At 39.2% G+C, this 15,515-nt stretch carries 14 protein-coding genes and 1 pseudogene; 6 read left to right on the top strand and 9 right to left on the bottom strand.

What is annotated here, in order from left to right; translation table 11 throughout:
- Nucleotides 1-3 precede the first annotated feature (3 nt).
- The gene (gene efeO, locus D8805_RS05180) at nucleotides 4-876 is read right to left on the bottom strand and encodes an iron uptake system protein EfeO (protein ID WP_125415891.1); all 873 of its coding nucleotides are present in this window, start codon (nucleotides 874-876) and stop codon (nucleotides 4-6) included.
- Nucleotides 877-1,109: 233 nt separating this feature from the next.
- Here efeO and D8805_RS05185 point away from each other — a divergent pair, with 233 nt between their 5' ends.
- Nucleotides 1,110-1,805, top strand: a complete 696-nt coding sequence (locus tag D8805_RS05185; protein WP_125415894.1) for a VIT1/CCC1 transporter family protein — start codon at nucleotides 1,110-1,112, stop codon at nucleotides 1,803-1,805.
- Between the two features lie 40 nt (nucleotides 1,806-1,845).
- Here the strand turns inward: D8805_RS05185 and D8805_RS05190 are convergent, their stop codons facing one another.
- Nucleotides 1,846-3,834: an ABC transporter permease gene (locus D8805_RS05190; RefSeq protein WP_125415896.1), complete on the bottom strand. Its 1,989-nt coding sequence runs from the start codon at nucleotides 3,832-3,834 to the stop codon at nucleotides 1,846-1,848.
- Nucleotide 3,835: 1 nt separating this feature from the next.
- On the bottom strand, nucleotides 3,836-4,594 hold the full coding sequence (locus D8805_RS05195; RefSeq protein WP_000173369.1) for an ABC transporter ATP-binding protein: 759 nt from the start codon (nucleotides 4,592-4,594) through the stop codon (nucleotides 3,836-3,838).
- Nucleotides 4,595-5,038: 444 nt separating this feature from the next.
- On the opposite strand from D8805_RS05195, the gene D8805_RS05200 reads away from it, so the two are divergent.
- Both D8805_RS05200 and D8805_RS05205 read left to right on the top strand, forming a co-directional pair.
- Nucleotides 5,039-6,754, top strand: coding sequence for a DUF1430 domain-containing protein (locus tag D8805_RS05200; RefSeq protein WP_125415899.1), 1,716 nt, complete (start codon nucleotides 5,039-5,041; stop codon nucleotides 6,752-6,754).
- 1 nt (nucleotide 6,755) lies between these two features.
- Nucleotides 6,756-7,406 (top strand): ABC transporter ATP-binding protein, encoded by a 651-nt coding sequence (locus tag D8805_RS05205; protein WP_061416931.1) that lies wholly within the window; start codon nucleotides 6,756-6,758, stop codon nucleotides 7,404-7,406.
- 104 nt (nucleotides 7,407-7,510) lie between these two features.
- On the opposite strand, the gene D8805_RS05210 is transcribed toward D8805_RS05205, so the two are convergent.
- The 3 genes from D8805_RS05210 to D8805_RS05220 are packed head-to-tail and all read right to left on the bottom strand — an operon-like array spanning nucleotide 7,511 to nucleotide 10,408.
- A complete protein-coding gene (locus D8805_RS05210) occupies nucleotides 7,511-7,783 on the bottom strand; it encodes a PspC domain-containing protein (protein ID WP_001092790.1) in 273 nt (90 codons plus the stop codon).
- Nucleotides 7,784-7,842: 59 nt separating this feature from the next.
- On the bottom strand, nucleotides 7,843-8,292 hold the full coding sequence (locus D8805_RS05215) for a SprT family protein (protein WP_125415901.1): 450 nt from the start codon (nucleotides 8,290-8,292) through the stop codon (nucleotides 7,843-7,845).
- On the bottom strand, nucleotides 8,279-10,408 hold the full coding sequence (locus tag D8805_RS05220; RefSeq protein ID WP_125415904.1) for a Tex family protein: 2,130 nt from the start codon (nucleotides 10,406-10,408) through the stop codon (nucleotides 8,279-8,281). The genes D8805_RS05215 and D8805_RS05220 overlap by 14 nt, the downstream gene beginning before the upstream one ends.
- A 130-nt stretch (nucleotides 10,409-10,538) precedes the next feature.
- Here D8805_RS05220 and D8805_RS10235 point away from each other — a divergent pair, with 130 nt between their 5' ends.
- The 3 genes from D8805_RS10235 to D8805_RS05235 all read left to right on the top strand — a co-directional run bounded on the left by D8805_RS10235 (nucleotide 10,539) and on the right by D8805_RS05235 (nucleotide 12,391).
- Entirely contained in the window at nucleotides 10,539-10,670 is a 132-nt protein-coding gene (locus D8805_RS10235; protein ID WP_125415907.1) for an SPJ_0845 family protein, read from the top strand.
- Nucleotides 10,671-11,576: a permease gene (locus tag D8805_RS05230; RefSeq protein WP_125415909.1), complete on the top strand. Its 906-nt coding sequence runs from the start codon at nucleotides 10,671-10,673 to the stop codon at nucleotides 11,574-11,576.
- Entirely contained in the window at nucleotides 11,573-12,391 is an 819-nt protein-coding gene (locus tag D8805_RS05235) for a TIGR03943 family putative permease subunit (RefSeq protein WP_084976214.1), read from the top strand. Before D8805_RS05230 ends, D8805_RS05235 begins: the two co-directional genes overlap by 4 nt.
- A gap of 663 nt (nucleotides 12,392-13,054) precedes the next feature.
- Here D8805_RS05235 and D8805_RS05240 read toward each other — a convergent pair.
- The 3 genes and pseudogenes from D8805_RS05240 to D8805_RS05250 all read right to left on the bottom strand — a co-directional run bounded on the left by D8805_RS05240 (nucleotide 13,055) and on the right by D8805_RS05250 (nucleotide 15,515).
- Nucleotides 13,055-13,666, bottom strand: a pseudogene (locus D8805_RS05240) (tetratricopeptide repeat protein).
- A gap of 17 nt (nucleotides 13,667-13,683) precedes the next feature.
- Complete coding sequence (locus tag D8805_RS05245) at nucleotides 13,684-14,733, bottom strand: hypothetical protein (RefSeq protein WP_125415912.1); 1,050 nt, start codon at nucleotides 14,731-14,733, stop codon at nucleotides 13,684-13,686.
- An 8-nt stretch (nucleotides 14,734-14,741) separates the two neighbouring features.
- Complete coding sequence (locus tag D8805_RS05250; RefSeq protein ID WP_125415915.1) at nucleotides 14,742-15,515, bottom strand: nucleotidyltransferase domain-containing protein; 774 nt, start codon at nucleotides 15,513-15,515, stop codon at nucleotides 14,742-14,744.

The raw sequence follows: 15,515 nt of genomic DNA on the forward strand, positions 1-15,515 counted from the left end.
TGCTTATTCTCCATCAAGAAATTTGCCCATTTGTGATAGAGGTTCACCAAGTTTTGTCACGGCTTCAGCCAATTCCTTGGTGTCTTCTTTTGTCAAATCTGTATAGAGTTTATAGTGTTCCTTGTCTGTCATATGTTTGTCCAACAAGCTATTAACAGATTTGAAATCAGCTTCTAATTCTTTGACTAGGTCAGCATCTGATTTTTCAAGGAGAGGTTTAAATAGTTGGAAAATTTTCTCAGCACCTTCAATATTAGCTCGGAAGTCATACAAGTCTGTATGAGAATAAATTTCTTCTTCACCTGTAATCTTGCTTGTCGCTACTTCATTGAGCAAGTCAACTGCTCCAGTCAACATAATCTTGTGATCTACTTCAACAGTCGCTACCTTAGCCTTCAACTCTTTGATATCATTGACAAGCTGATCACCATAACTTTCGGTCCCCTTAGTTGTGTTTTCTTCCCAAAGGATACGCTCGATACGGTGGTAACCTGACCAACCTTCCTCGGTCTTATTTTCATCCACATAGTCTGCTAGACGAAAGTCAATCTTAACGTCAGATTCACCAAAACTCTCAGCGATTGGCTCGGAGCGTTCATAAGCCATACGAACAAGTGGATAAGCTTTCTTGGCTTCCTCCAGTTTTCCGTCTTTTAAAAGCTGGACAAATCCTTCTGTATCCGTTAAGAGTTTGTCAATTTGTCCTTGAACAAAAGTCTTATAATCTGCGGTTGCCTTATCAAGTAGTTTTTGTTTGTCATCTGATAAAGCTGTCACCTTAGAGGAATCATTTGTCTCGGTTGATTTTTCAAAACGGACTGCACATGCTGTCAATAGCAAAGCAGAAGATAAAAGGACAACACCTAGTTTTTTCATTAGTTACTCCTATTGGTTCAGGAAGCCTGAATTTATTTTACGTTCCATTATGACATCCTTTCCTTAGTTTTTCAATAAATTGTCAGAAAATTTAATATTTGAGAATTTGAAGTAGCATTTTTCGCAAAATTAGAAAGGGCCTAAAAATTAGAATCGTAGAACTTTTTTCAGATAGTTTAAAAAGTTTGTATTCCCCTACTCTTTTCTCTATAATGGAGAGAAAGGAGATGACTATGACAGAATTGAAACATGAAATTGATGCAAACTTTGCAGGCCGACTTAATATCCTACGTGCAGGTGTTCTCGGTACTAATGATGGGATTATTTCCATCGCTGGAGTCGTCATCGGTGTTGCTAGTGCGACGAACAATATCTGGATTATCTTTTTATCAGGATTGGCTGCTATCCTTGCTGGTGCTTTTTCTATGGCAGGTGGCGAATATGTCTCTGTATCCACTCAGAAAGACACGGAGGAAGCCGCTGTTGCCAGAGAACAGTTGCTCTTGAATAAGGACATCGAATCTGCAAAACAATCCCTCTATGCTGCTTACCTTCAAAATGGTGAGTGTGAAACGTCCGCCCAACTCTTGACCAACAAGGCCTTTTTAAAAAATCCACTCAAAGCCTTGGTTGAGGAAAAATACGGTATCGAGTACGAAGAATTTACCAATCCTTGGCATGCTGCTATCTCTAGCTTTATCGCCTTTGTACTGGGAAGTCTTCCTCCTATGCTTTCCATTATCGTCTTTCCAAGTGACTATCGCATCCCTGCTACTGTTTTTATCGTAGCCCTCTCCCTTCTCGTCACTGGTTATACCAGTGCTAAACTAGGCAAGGCTCCTACGAAAACTGCTATGATCCGTAACCTCTGTATCGGACTTCTCACCATGGGTGTAACCTTCCTCTTGGGACAACTCTTTAGTATCTAAGATAAAAGAAATACCTCGACAAATATCGAGGTATCTTTTTTTACATTTGCACAATCTTGCGATAGCTTCTAGAGGTAATCATAAAGATTAAAACGTAGACAATGAGGAAGATGGCACAGATGGAAAGAGTGACAGTCAACATCATGGTTGCATCTAGTACCCCAATGACTTTTAGGATGAGGCTAAGCATATGATAGGCAAAGGCGAGGTGTAGGAAGGCAAAGAGCAAAGGAAGGAAGAAAACAGTTAAGACCTGTTTATTAATGGTTTGCTTGATTTGCTTTTGATCGAGACCGACTTTTTGCAAAATGATGAAGCGTTCACGATCTTCATAGCCTTCAGAGATTTGTTTGTAGTAGATGACGAGAACCGTTCCCACCATAAAGATGATAGAGAGGAAGATACCGATGAAGAAGACTCCACCAAAGAGAGCACTCATCTGCGCACTGCTATCAGCCAGATTACTTCCGTAAACATAGCTTCCTTCTTTGTTTAATTCTCTATTAAAGTTGTTAACGAATTTTGAATAGTCATCTGCAATTTTAAGTTGCTCGTCCTCACTAGCCGTTACATTCATACCACCGTAGTATTGATTAAAGATGGAAGAGTTAGGATGCTGTTCTAGAAAGGCTTTCAAGTCAGGAACAACCAAATAGTTATAGTCCGAAGTTAGAGTATTGTACTGATTTGGGACATGTTCAAGAATAAAATCTTTTTTGATTTCTTCTTTGATTGTGTAGGTCTGGTCATTCAGAGTCAGTTCTTTCTGACCTTGAAGTTGCTTGTTTTGAGCAAACAATCCAACTTCATGGCCTGAAAGTCCAAGTTTCTGACCCGTCATATTCTCGTAGTCTTTTTGGTCAAAGACCATAAAAATAGTTTTCGGTTTAACACGATTTTGACCTTTCTTAAAGATTGTCAATTTCGTACCTTCTTGGTTTGCCACACCAAAGTTACTGTATGTAAGGACTTCTTTCTTTGTGACAGTCAATCCTTTATCGCTAGCATACTGGTCTAGGAGTTTATTTATGTCTTCTTTTTCAACATTCTGTCCTGTAATCCCGAAATCATGTGGATTCATGACCTTTTTGAAGTTTTCTGAGGCTTTAAAGATACTTGTTGTAGCAGACATAGTCACCAAGACCATGGTTGAAAGAATAGCAATCGTCGCTAGACCAACCGCATTTTTCTTCATACGGAAAATAAGATTGGATACGGAAATCATGTTGTTAGGTTGGTAATAGTAACGCTTGTTTTTCTTCAAGATTTGTAGGAAAACTGTAATCCCTGCATTGAAGAGAAGATAAGTTCCAAAAATTACCAGCAAGACTGCTACGAAGAAAATCAGAACAGCAGAAAGTGGATTTTCGACTGTTATTGCTAGATAGTAACCAGCTCCCAAACTGATTAGACCTAGAATGGTTTGAAGGCCTAAAAAACGTCCTTTTTTCTCACCACTGGCCTTTTCACGAGAGAGCTGAAGGGCATTCATGCGGGCGATACGAAAGGCATTGATAAAAATCAAACCTAGGAAGATAGCTCCAAAGACGATGAGAACTAGGATAAAGACAATTGGTTGGAAAGTCGAAACGAGCTCCACTTTCATTTTCATCAGCTTCAGAAGAAGGGCAAAGATTAGTTTATCAAAGAGGGCTCCTAAGCCGAGACCAGCTGTCAAGGTTAAGGAACCAAAAATAACAAGCTCCTTAAAAACCATACTGATTAAATGGCGCTTTTCAAGACCCAGCATACCATATACACCTAGCTCCTTGGAGCGGTTCTTCATAACAAAACTATTGGCATAAAAGACAATAATTCCAGAAGCGATGGTAACAACCACCATACCGAGAGCAAGGGTCGCAGAAATACTTTCTCCCCCTCGAATCTTGCCAATATTAGGGTTCAGTGTCAATGAGTAAAAGAGATAAGTGATGGTCACAGCTAAGAGAACAGCTAAAGCAAAGGGATAGTAGAGTTTACGGTTTTTGATTAAGTTCGAAACCGCTAACTTATTGGTCAATCGAAACATACTAGTTCACCTCGCTTGCCATGACAGTCAAGGTATCAGAGATTTCTTGGAACATCTGACGTTCTGTCTTGTCTCCGCGGTAGATTTGGTTGTAAAGAATGCCGTCCTTGATAAAGAGAACGCGCTTGGCCCTGCTAGCTGCAGCTGTTGAGTGGGTTACCATTAGAATAGTTTGGCCACGCTCATTGATTTCATCAAATACATCGAGTAATGCTGCAGATGACTTGGAGTCAAGGGCTCCTGTTGGCTCATCGGCAAGGAGAATTTCAGGTTCAGTGATGATGGCACGTGCTACTGCTACCCGCTGTTTTTGACCACCAGAGATCTCGTAAGGATACTTCTCTTGTAATTGGTTGATGCCCAAATTTTCAGCTGTTACCACCAATTTCTTCATCATCTCAGTGATAGGTTTTCGAGATAACACTAGCGGAAGCAAGATATTGTCCTTAACAGACAGGGTATCTAGTAAGTTAAAGTCTTGGAAAACAAATCCCAACTTCTCACGACGGAAGCTAGAGGCCTGAGAATTTTTAATAGTGGCTGTGTCTGTTCCGTTTAGGTAAACCTGACCTCGAGTTGGTTTATCCAGCATAGCTAGGATGTTGAGCAGGGTTGATTTTCCTGAACCAGACTCCCCCATGATGGCAACGTAGTCACCCTTTTCTACGGTAAAGTGAATGTCTTTGAGTGCTTCTACTTGGTTGCCTTGAAAACGTGTTTTGTAGATTTTTTGAACGTGTTTTACATCTAAAAGTGTCATGATTTTCTCCTTCTTAATATCCCATCAATTGAAACTGTGCTTGCATCATAGCGCATCCCAGTTGAACACGCTCGATATCTTTTTGACTTGGTTTTCTTCTTTTCTTTTGTAAGATTCTTTTCATGGTTTTACTCCTTTGTTCTTTATGAGTCTAGTTTATCGCAAAAAAAGACGGCCTGCCATAACCTAACCTTACAAAAGAGACTTTAATCTTACATTTTTGTAAGATTGAGGAATTTTTTTGAAAATAGCTACTATAAAGAAGTCCTGTCATTGCTTGTTTTATTCTTAAAATAATAGTAAAATTAAATTATGAAAAGGCTTTCTTTAACATCTTTTAAAAGAATTGGCTTTCTGCTAATTATTTTTAAAAGTGCTAAACTATCATTCGTATCACTGCTATAAGGAGGGAGGTTCAGCCCCTCTTTTTAGAAAGAGGTTCCTATGAAACGTGTTTTTCTCTTCATCAGCAATCTTCTTTTAACTTTCTTTCTCATTGCGACTCTGTCCTTTTGGAAAGAAGCTCTTCCTCAACGCCTATTTCCAGGTGTGGCTGTACTCAGTGGACAAGCCGATTATACTACCCTCAAACAAGAATTAGATAGTCTTGCTAGGAAACATAATAGTCTCATCGCAAGAACCATTTGGGAAGTGGATGGTGATGGAAAATCAAGAACTCTCTACGAAGCTTTTGGAGATGGGCAACTCCCAGACTGGATGCCTCCAGCAAGTCAAGAAAGCATTCACAAGAGCGATCTTCTCAACAACTACAATATTATCAGCGGATCCCTAACTAGTCAAGAATTGGCCACTCATCTGAAAGAACTTGGACTAGAAAAAGCGAATGCATTTGAAAATGACAGAGTATCCTTTGTACTTGCCCTCTTTACCCAACCTAATCAGCTTACCAGTATGTTAATCTTTTTGCTGACTTTCTTAGCTTTGATTGTTATTGGCCAAATTCAATCTCTCTCTCAGTCAGGGATTCGATTGATTTCTGGAGAACAACTGAGCCATCTCTTCTTTCGTTCTCTCGCAAGAGACGGACTTGATATCCTTCTTTTTGGTCTACCTGCTTTGCTGATAGCAAGTGTCTTGCTCATTTCCCTAGGATATCCTTATGAGGTTCAAACTTTTTTAGGAATACTTTTTATTCTTTACAATAGCCTACTTTTCTTACTTAGTCTCCTAATTGCCATTCTTTTTACCATTTCTTTGAAAAAAGTTCATCTCCTCTCTATCATCAAAGGAAAATTACCAATCAAGTCAATTCTACGCATTCTCTACTTTGGTCAGGTACTTGCCATTCTACTGGTTATTGTAGGATTTGGACGTATGTCTACTTACTATCATATACTTGAGAAAAATGAGGCTGGACAAGCTACTTGGGAACAACGCTCCAATGTTGTTACTCTTCAAACAGGGCGTTCCAGTCAGATGAAAAATTTAGATGAACTGCAGACAAATGCTGATAAATGGTTTGACTTTATTCAGCATGCTATAGATAATGAGAATGCCTTCCTTATTAAACATAATCTAGTTGAGCAAGCTCTTAAGCAAGCTACCTCAAATCATAATGAAACTGAAAATAACCCTTATGGTGTGGAAGGAAAAAATATTCTCTATGTAACACCTAACTACTTCAAAAAAGAAGGTATAAAGTTAACATCAGAAACCTTTCAAAAAATCAACACCCTCAAAGATGGACAGATTCTTGCCATACTCCCAGAAGAACTACAAAAAAATGAAAAAGATATAAAATCAATCTTGCAACAAGAGTTAACCAACCGATTATACAGTAGCAAGTCTAATCAAAAAATTAAAATAGAAATTTTTAGTAACTTAGCGAGTACTATGTTTGCTATTTTGACTTCAATTTTGCTGTTTACAAGTTTAAATCTGCTCTATTTTGAAGCCTTTCGCAAAACCATATTCTTGAAAAAAATCGCAGGCTATTATTTCTTTGAATTACACAGTAGATATATCACTTCTCAAATAATAGCTCTCTTTCTCGGAAGTGGTCTAGCTTTCATTATTTCTAAGAATATCTGGATTACCCTGATCCTATTTTTCAGCTTTTCAAGTTTAGCCGTTCTTCTATTGAAAATCTGTGATAAGAAGGAAAGTAAAACCTATGTTAGCATTATCAAAGGAGGATAGTATGATTGAATTACAACATATTTGGAAACAATTTGGTTCTCGTATTATTTTTTCAGACTTGAATCTGAATTTTCAAAGTGGTATAGTGTATGCTTTGATAGGAGACAGTGGTTGTGGAAAAACCACTTTGCTCAATATGCTTGCAAAACTAGAGACTTTCGACAAAGGAGAAATCGTTTACAAAGGAAAGTCTTTGACTTCTCTAAAAAATGAGGAATTCTATCGTAACGAGCTAGGTTATCTCTTCCAGAACTTCGGATTATTAGAAAGTCAGACCATTCGAGAAAACCTTGAGCTGGGACTGATTGGCAAAAAACAGAACAAGAAACAAGAAAAAGAGAGACTTCTTCTTCAAGCATTACAAGCTGTCAGACTAGATTATCTAAGCCTCAACCAAAAAATCTATGAATTATCTGGTGGCGAGGCTCAACGCGTAGCACTTGCTAAGATTATCCTGAAAGATCCTCCTTTAATTTTAGCCGATGAGCCTACCGCCTCGCTAGATCCAAAAAATTCCAAGGAAATTATGGAAATTCTCCTTGAACTTCGTAATGCTAATAGAACAATTATCATCGCAACTCATAATCCTAGTATCTGGAAAATGGCTGATCAGGTAATTCATCTCTCTCAAGATGGAAAAGAATATACTTAAATATCAAAATCCCTTGTGGCTAAATAACCACAAGGGATTTTCAGTCATTTATGCTGCTTCTTTTAAGTAACATAGTGCAAATAATAAATACTTCCTGTTAAATCTCACCAAAACCAGCCATCATTGTCTTCAATGGCCTGGGCTTCCTTGCGTTTGCGTGGTCCGGTTCCGTACATTTCGGCTTCAATCTCTTCCTTAGTTGGCAGGATAGAGGCGAGGATGATGTAAATAATCACACCAATCCCAAAATTTGCCACAGTAAAAATGGCGAAGAGAAAGCGGACTAGGGTTACATCAAGTTTCCACTTGTCTGATAGACCAGCTAAAACTCCTGACACCATACGATTTCGTCTCATTTTATAAAATTTTGTATTCATGATTGTTTCCTCTTTCGGTATTCTTACAAGTAGTATAGCATGAATCAGAACTATCAACATCAGTCCTTAGGCCGATTTATGATGACGAGTTTACCTCGACAAACTCCACAGCGATAGCGTTTGGTATCAATTCTTCTCTTACTCTGATAACTTTGCTGGCAAGATTGGCACTGATAGACTAGGTAGGCACTTTGAGTTTGTGTTTTCAAGGGCGGTACATAGCGCAGTCCATCAACTTCTTTCAAAAGTTCCTTAAAATCTCGGTCCCTATGGCGATAACCCTTTTTCTCAAAATAAAGGTGGTAGTGACAGAGTTCATGGCGTACAATTTTGCGAAAGACTTCCAAACCTAGTTCATTATAAACCTTTGGATTAAAGTCCAAATGCCCATCCTTAGGGAAAAATCGTCCACCTGTCGTTCGCAGACGAGAATTCCACTGGGCTTGGTGTGTGAAAGGTCTACCAAAGTCTTCGAGGGAAACAGACTGAACGTACTCAGTCAGTTTCATCTGGAGCTAGGAGCGACAGATTGACTTTTTCACGTTCAGTATCGATTTTTTTAACCCAAACCGTTACCAAATCTCCGACCGACACCAGTTGGCTAGGATGTTTGATAAATTTGTGGCTCATATGCGAAATATGAATCAGGCCGTCCTCGTGAATCCCGATATCAACGAAGGCACCGAAGTCAACGACATTACGCACCACACCTTCCAGCTTCTGACCAACCACAAGGTCCTTGATATCCAGTACATCTTGACGGAGAACTGGAGCATCAAAAGAGTCACGAAAATCACGACCTGGTTTGAGAAGGTCGGCAATGATATCTTTAAGGGTTTCTGGACCGAGGTCTAGTTCTTGCGCTATTTCTTTGACTGAAAGGGACTTGAGTTTGCTTTGAGCTTCTTCATTCAAGTCCTTGATATCCAAGCGTTTGAAGAGTTCCTTGACCGCAGCATAGTTCTCTGGGTGAACTCCAGTATTATCTAGGATATTGCTACTTTCAGGGATACGGAGGAAACCAGCTGCCTGCTCAAAGGCTTTAGCACCTAAACGAGGAACTTTCTTGATTTGAGCGCGTGAAGTGATTTTTCCTTCTTCTTCACGGTATTTGACGATATTTTCAGAGATGGTTTTATTGAGTCCAGCTACGTGTGAAAGAAGAGCTGGGCTGGCTGTATTGACATTGACACCAACTTGGTTAACCACGGTATCGACGACAAAGTCCAGACTTTCAGACAGTTTCTTCTGACTGACATCGTGCTGGTATTGCCCTACACCGATTGACTTGGGATCGATTTTGACCAATTCGGCAAGGGGATCTTGCAAACGACGGGCGATAGAGATAGCCGATCGTTTTTCAACGGTCAAGTCTGGAAACTCCTGACGAGCAAGGTCGCTGGCAGAGTAGACAGAGGCACCACTTTCATTGACGATAATATAGCTGACTTCAGGAAAATCTTTCAGAACTTCTGCCACAAAGGCTTCGCTTTCACGGCTAGCCGTTCCATTTCCGATAGCAATAATTTCTACGCCATACTGATCAATCAAGTCGGCTAAGTCTCGCTTCGCTTCTTCAATCTGACGAGCTGATGCTGGTTTGACAGGATAGATGACTTGGGTCGTCAGCATTTTTCCTGTCGTATCAACGACTGCCAGCTTGGCACCTGTACGAAAGGCAGGGTCAAATCCTAGAACCACGCGCCCTTTCAGTGGAGCAACCAAGAGGAGATTGCGCAGGTTGTCAGAAAAGAGTTGGATAGCCCCTTCTTCCGCTTTCTCAGTCAATTCTGTCCGAATACGGCGCTCGATAGCAGGCAAGACCTTTTTCTTAACAGATTGCTGGATAACTTCATCAATATAGGCATTTTTCACCTTGAAACGAGCAGTAAAGAAAGATAGGATACGATCTGTCGCATGTTCAAAACCGACTTTTAAGACACCTAGCTTCTCCCCACGGTTGAGGGCTAAAGTTCGATAGCCCTGCATGTTGCCAACTGTCTCTGAAAAATCATAATAAATCTGAAAAACTTGTTTTTCATCGAGACTTTCATCCTTGACTTGCGAAGTGATTTTAGAGTGTCTCAACACTTCCTGATAGGTCAGTGAACGCAAGGTCACATCTTCGGATAGGGCTTCTACCAAGATATCAACCGCACCAGATAGGGCTTCTGGACCAGTCGCAAATCCTTCACAGACAAACTTCTCAGCTTCTTTCTCTAAGCCATCTACATTCTGCAAAATCAAGCGGGCGAGAGGAAAGAGTCCTGCTTCACGGGCAATGGTTGCCTTGGTCCGACGCTTTTCCTTATAAGGAAGATAGAGTTCTTCAACGTCTGCTAATTTCTCAGCTGCCAGGATAGCTTCTTCCAATTCCTTGGTTAGTTTGCCTTGTTCTTGTATCTTAGTCAAGACAGCTTCCTTGCGGTCATTGAGATTTGTCAGACTTTTATCCAAGTCGATAATGGCCTTAATCGCCACCTCATCCAAACTACCAGTCATGTCCTTACGATAACGCGCGATGAAGGGAATCGTCGCCCCTTCTGCTGTTAAACCTAGAACGGTATCGATTTGCTTTAAGGTTACACCCAAATCTTGGGAGATTTTTTCATATTTTTTATCCATAAAACTATTATACCATAAGGAACAGCCCTTGTTTCCCCTTACCTATTTTTACCTCTTTGATTATCAAAATAATCCCATTTCCACAAAATAATAGTATAATAGAGGTAGAATTTAGAAAAGAGGTAAGCCCATGGCTGTTAAATTTACAAAAACGGATGACTTGGACAAGATGTTTGAAGAATTTGCTAAACTTCCTGACTTAACACAAGTCACTTTCCCAGATAATAAAGACAAAAAAGAAAAAGTTGAGAAGAAAAAATAGATGACGATTTTTCAATCTCTTCCTCCTAGCATCTTACAAGCGGGAGCTATTTTTCTCTCTATCATCATCGAATCCCTTCCTTTTGTTCTGATTGGGAGTCTCATTTCGGGGGTGATTGAGGTCTATATCACACCTGATAAAGTTTATGAGTTTCTTCCTCGCAATCGTTGGGGAAGAATCTTTTTTGGTACCTTCATTGGCTTTCTCTTTCCTTCTTGTGAGTGTGGAATCGTACCGATTATCAATCGTTTTCTGGAAAAGAAAGTCCCTAGCTACACAGCCGTTCCCTTTCTGGTGACTGCTCCCATCATCAATCCTATCGTTCTTTTCGCTACCTATTCTGCCTTTGGTAATTCCTTAAAAATTACCTTCTTNCGATCTCTGGGAGCTATTGTGATTGCTTTGGTTCTGGGGATTTTCCTAGGATTTTTCTGGAAGGAACCCATTCAAAAAGAGAATTCTATTACTTGTCATGAACATGACTTTTCACACTTGACTCCTGCTAGAAAAGTCTTTCAGGTCTTTATACAAGCTATTGACGAGTTTTTCGATATGGGGCGTTACTTGGTCTTTGGTTGTCTCTTTGCAGCTATCGTACAGGTCTATGTCCCAACTCGGATCCTGACCTCTATCAGTGCTAATCCAGTCCTTGCGATTCTCTTGCTCATGTTTCTTGCCTTTCTCCTCTCTCTTTGTAGCGAGGCGGACGCCTTTATCGGAGCTTCTCTCCTCTCGAGCTTTGGCCTAGCGCCAGTCCTTGCTTTTCTGGTCATTGGTCCCATGCTTGATATCAAAAATCTCCTCATGATGAAACACTATCTAAAAGCACGCTTCATCTGGCAATTCATGGGCATCGTGACAGTGCTTGTCTTGCTTTATTCTTACATGTTGGGGGGGGTGCTATGATCCGATTTATCATTCTACTAGGTTATTTTGCTCTGACCCTTTATCTGCACCTATCTGGCAAGCTCAGTCACTACATCAACCTCCACTATTCCTATCTAGTCTATATCTCCATGCTCCTTTCTCTTCTATTGGCTCTGGTCCAATTCTATATCTGGATCAAGAAAATCAACTCTCACAGCCATATTGAAAGTCGTCGAGCTAGACGAATCAGCATCCTTTTACTGTCACTACCCCTATTGATTGGAGTTGCCTTTCCGACAGTAAGTTTGGACTCGAAAACCGTATCTGCCAAAGGTTATCATTTCCCACTTGCTGAGGGAATCGATACTGCTATTCAGGCAAGCGAAGGCACATCCAGTCAATACCTCAAACCCGATACCAGTACCTATTTTTCCAAGTCTGCTTATGAAAAGGAAATGAGGACAACAGCTGATAAATACCTTGCCCAGCCAACCATTCAAGTCACAGATGAAAACTATATGGAAGTAATGGAAGTTCTCTATGACTATCCACAAGAGTTTGAAGGGAAGAAAATCGAGTTTACAGGCTTTGTCTATAACGATCCTAGCCATCCAGATAGCCAGTTCCTCTTTCGCTTTGGGATTATCCACTGTATCGCTGACTCTGGAGTATATGGACTCCTGACCAAGGGAAACTCACGCCAATATCCTGATAATACCTGGATCACCGCCAAAGGAACCCTGACCCTCCACTACCATAAAGAACTCAAACAAAATCTCCCAATACTGGAAGTTGAGAGTTTCACAAAAGTAGACAAACCAGAAAATCCCTACGTTTATCGTGTGTTTCAATAAAAAGTGACCCAACAACAGACAAATTACTTTTTAAAGTAGCTTGTCTTTTTTGTTCTCCTAGTTCAACAAAATCAACACACAACCTTTCAAACAATAGAAAAAGTCCCAAGAAATAAGATTTCTCGAGACCATAAAAATGTTAATAAGATAGGGTTGACAATTATCACACATTATAGCTTAACTGCAATAGAGTTGTGATAGAAAACGTTGATTTACTAGAAAAAATAAAACTCATATTAAACTGAATATTTCAGTTTCTTACTGGCATAAAGCTATTTGAGTTTAATTTAACAACCACTAACCTCTATTAACGCCACCAAATGCTGAACCATAAACGGAAGTAGAATCCTAAGAACATAATGTGCACCTCCTTTTGAAAAACGTTTTTCCATCTCAACTATATTATATATTTTCTTGTGGAGAATTGCAAATTTTTTCAGTCAAATTACTAGCTTTTTTCAAAAAAATATGATAAAAGACAAAATTTTATATTAAAAATAGTTATTTACTTTCGGTTTCTGTAAAATGAAGACATAATATAAATGCACTAAGCTTGATTTTTTCAGTCAAACTTCATAGTTTCCAGTTGTTGAAATTATGAACTAGCCTCTTTTCTGCGCCATGAATCTCCGCTTTTTACTGTTTTTCTTCAGCTCAGTTGGACTACTTCTCATTTTGTAATAAAGCTCTTACCTCGTCTGCTCCAATTTTATCCTCAGCTTTTTCAAAGAGTTGAATAGATTGATAAAAATAATCTCGTGATTTATTTGAATTTTGCTTCAGATAAATCTCTCCCATCCCTCTATAGGAACAAGCTTGGGCAATGAAGTCCTCAGTTGTCAAAGCAAAATCTAGGGATTTTTGCATATAGCTTTCTGCCTCTTCTAGATTTCCCAACTTTAAACGAAGGTAGCCTTGTTCATAGTTGTTAACAGAAAATTTCAAAGCATCATTGGGAAAATATTTTTTTATAATTTGCATTTCCTGATCGATATAGAGTAGAGCTTTTTGAAAATGACCCATTTCCCTGTAAACCATCGCTAACTGATGATAGCCTATATGTTCATTTTCTTGGTCACTTTTAATTCGGGCTAAGTCAATATAACGCTGGTAGATACTTAAGCACTCGTTATAATTTTGCTCTTCAAGATAGATATAGCCCATCAAATTTAATAAACTAAAATTAGTGCAAGTTTACAATAAAAAATCAGCTTCAACTAATTTTTTAGCCTCATTAATCTTGCACTCAAACAATAATCCCCATGCTTGATTCATGCTTTTTCTCCTGCATCTTACGTTGTATAGAAATCTATTGACAAATCGCTATCAGACTCGTATTTTTTCCAGGCTAAACTGAAACCATAATAATCCTGAAATTCAGGGTGCCAGTCATAATAAAGTGGGATACGACTATATTTTATTGCAACAACTTCGTCTTCAAATTCTGGAGATTCCCCTGCAGTAATACCAAATTGAAGACCATTTAGTTCCCAGCTATTGCCCCAAACATTTTCATCAGAAAGAACATCAATCCATCTAGAAGCATCAATATCAAAATCTGCACATAATTCCAGTTCATAGAATTTTCTACAGTTAATCTCTGAAGGCTTAATATAAATGGCACCATCCACTTGGTACTTTTTATCTCTGACTTGAATCTGTGTAATTTTCATTGGAATCGGAACTCCATTTAATTCTAACCAGAAATAGCCTAAGGGAGTTTTGATACTATAATATTGCTGATTAGCAGGTTTAGAATTTTTAGAGGAAGCATCAAGAATTCTTCCAAGCTTAATTAAATTTCTACAAACGATTTTTGAAGTGTGTGGGTCGAAATGTGAATATCTACGGATGACTCGTTTTAACTTTTCAACAGGAAAAGTGATATCCTTTGGTAGGGCATGATACTTCTGTACAACTAGAGCAGTTTTTTCAGTATTTTCCTTCTCCACTGGGACAACTACAGCATGTCCAATATGGATATTTGGGTCATCACAAATATAAGTATAGCCATTCCCTCCCTCCTGAAACTCAACTACAACAAGATTTAGCTCTTGATTCGGATCAAAGAGAGGCTCAACCTTTTCTGCTTCTTGGCGCTCATAAAAAGTAAAGCGTTCCCTATCCCCGTCTTCGCCAAAAACCATAAAACTGCCACATTCAGGGCATTTCCACATATAAAAGGATGCTTCAGAAATATCATCATAAGAAATTTTATTATGGTCGTCAACTTTATTCATGATTTCTTCAAACAACTCATCCGAATAAACTGAATAAGCATTTGGATCGGGCGACCTATGGTCATTCATCGCTTGCCCGCATCTACATGTCCATTTCCCCATAAACAACCTCAGTCGTGGCCTAATTCTTCAAGGAAAAATTGATTTAGGGTTTCCCACTCTTTTTTCTTCTCAGTAACGTTTTGGATGTAGGCATCGAGCTCTTGGATATTATCTAAAATATAATCTTGAATTGGCTTTATAGGCTCAATTTCCATACCTTCAGGACCGTTTATCTTAATGTCAAGCAATCTTGAAACATGCTCCTGCATTTGGGACGGAAGTAATTCTTTGACCAAATCATCAAATAAAATCGGCGGAATAGAATGGTATTTTTCGATCCAGCGACAAGCCAAAATAGGACGAAGCGCATAGAAATACTTTTTAGGTTTGACCTTGTCTCCTGAAAGATACTTATTCATTTGAGTTCTAGCAGTGTTCAAGTAATGGTGGAGCATTTTCTTCTCAGAAAAATACTGGTTGGCAAGAGGACGTATGCGTTCGATAAAATCCGTTTGTTGATAAACAATTGGAGACTGTAACCATTCAAACAGTGTAGGATTTGACTTATAAAGGAGTTTTAAAGTTTTGTCTAAATCCCAACCGCTCACATCCCAAGTATCGTCAATCGGTAGCTCAATAACATCACGCTGTTCATTCAAACGGAGATAAAAATCTCGCTTGTGTTTGTAGATAAACCGTACATCAAAGTCACTGTCAGGAGACTCAAAGCCCCATGCACGACTACCAGACTCGATAGCCCACAAAACTGTGACATCATAATCACGCTCAATTTCTGCTAATTTTTCAGGTACCAGAATATTCATTTCTTCTTGCGTTTGCAT

The sequence above is a fragment of the Streptococcus oralis subsp. dentisani genome (genome assembly GCF_003944205.1).
Taxonomy (GTDB): Bacteria; Bacillota; Bacilli; order Lactobacillales; family Streptococcaceae; genus Streptococcus; species Streptococcus oralis_BH.

What these genes read in the sequence shown, in the direction of transcription:
- efeO (WP_125415891.1), bottom strand. Translation starts at nt 876, where the DNA reads ATGAAAAAACTAGGTGTTGTCCTTTTATCTTCTGCTTTGCTATTGACA.
- D8805_RS05185 (WP_125415894.1), top strand. Translation starts at nt 1,110, where the DNA reads ATGACAGAATTGAAACATGAAATTGATGCAAACTTTGCAGGCCGACTT.
- D8805_RS05190 (WP_125415896.1), bottom strand. Translation starts at nt 3,834, where the DNA reads ATGTTTCGATTGACCAATAAGTTAGCGGTTTCGAACTTAATCAAAAAC.
- D8805_RS05195 (WP_000173369.1), bottom strand. Translation starts at nt 4,594, where the DNA reads ATGACACTTTTAGATGTAAAACACGTTCAAAAAATCTACAAAACACGT.
- D8805_RS05200 (WP_125415899.1), top strand. Translation starts at nt 5,039, where the DNA reads ATGAAACGTGTTTTTCTCTTCATCAGCAATCTTCTTTTAACTTTCTTT.
- D8805_RS05205 (WP_061416931.1), top strand. Translation starts at nt 6,756, where the DNA reads ATGATTGAATTACAACATATTTGGAAACAATTTGGTTCTCGTATTATT.
- D8805_RS05210 (WP_001092790.1), bottom strand. Translation starts at nt 7,783, where the DNA reads ATGAATACAAAATTTTATAAAATGAGACGAAATCGTATGGTGTCAGGA.
- D8805_RS05215 (WP_125415901.1), bottom strand. Translation starts at nt 8,292, where the DNA reads ATGAAACTGACTGAGTACGTTCAGTCTGTTTCCCTCGAAGACTTTGGT.
- D8805_RS05220 (WP_125415904.1), bottom strand. Translation starts at nt 10,408, where the DNA reads ATGGATAAAAAATATGAAAAAATCTCCCAAGATTTGGGTGTAACCTTA.
- D8805_RS10235 (WP_125415907.1), top strand. Translation starts at nt 10,539, where the DNA reads ATGGCTGTTAAATTTACAAAAACGGATGACTTGGACAAGATGTTTGAA.
- D8805_RS05235 (WP_084976214.1), top strand. Translation starts at nt 11,573, where the DNA reads ATGATCCGATTTATCATTCTACTAGGTTATTTTGCTCTGACCCTTTAT.
- D8805_RS05245 (WP_125415912.1), bottom strand. Translation starts at nt 14,733, where the DNA reads ATGGGGAAATGGACATGTAGATGCGGGCAAGCGATGAATGACCATAGG.
- D8805_RS05250 (WP_125415915.1), bottom strand. Translation starts at nt 15,515, where the DNA reads ATGCAAACGCAAGAAGAAATGAATATTCTGGTACCTGAAAAATTAGCA.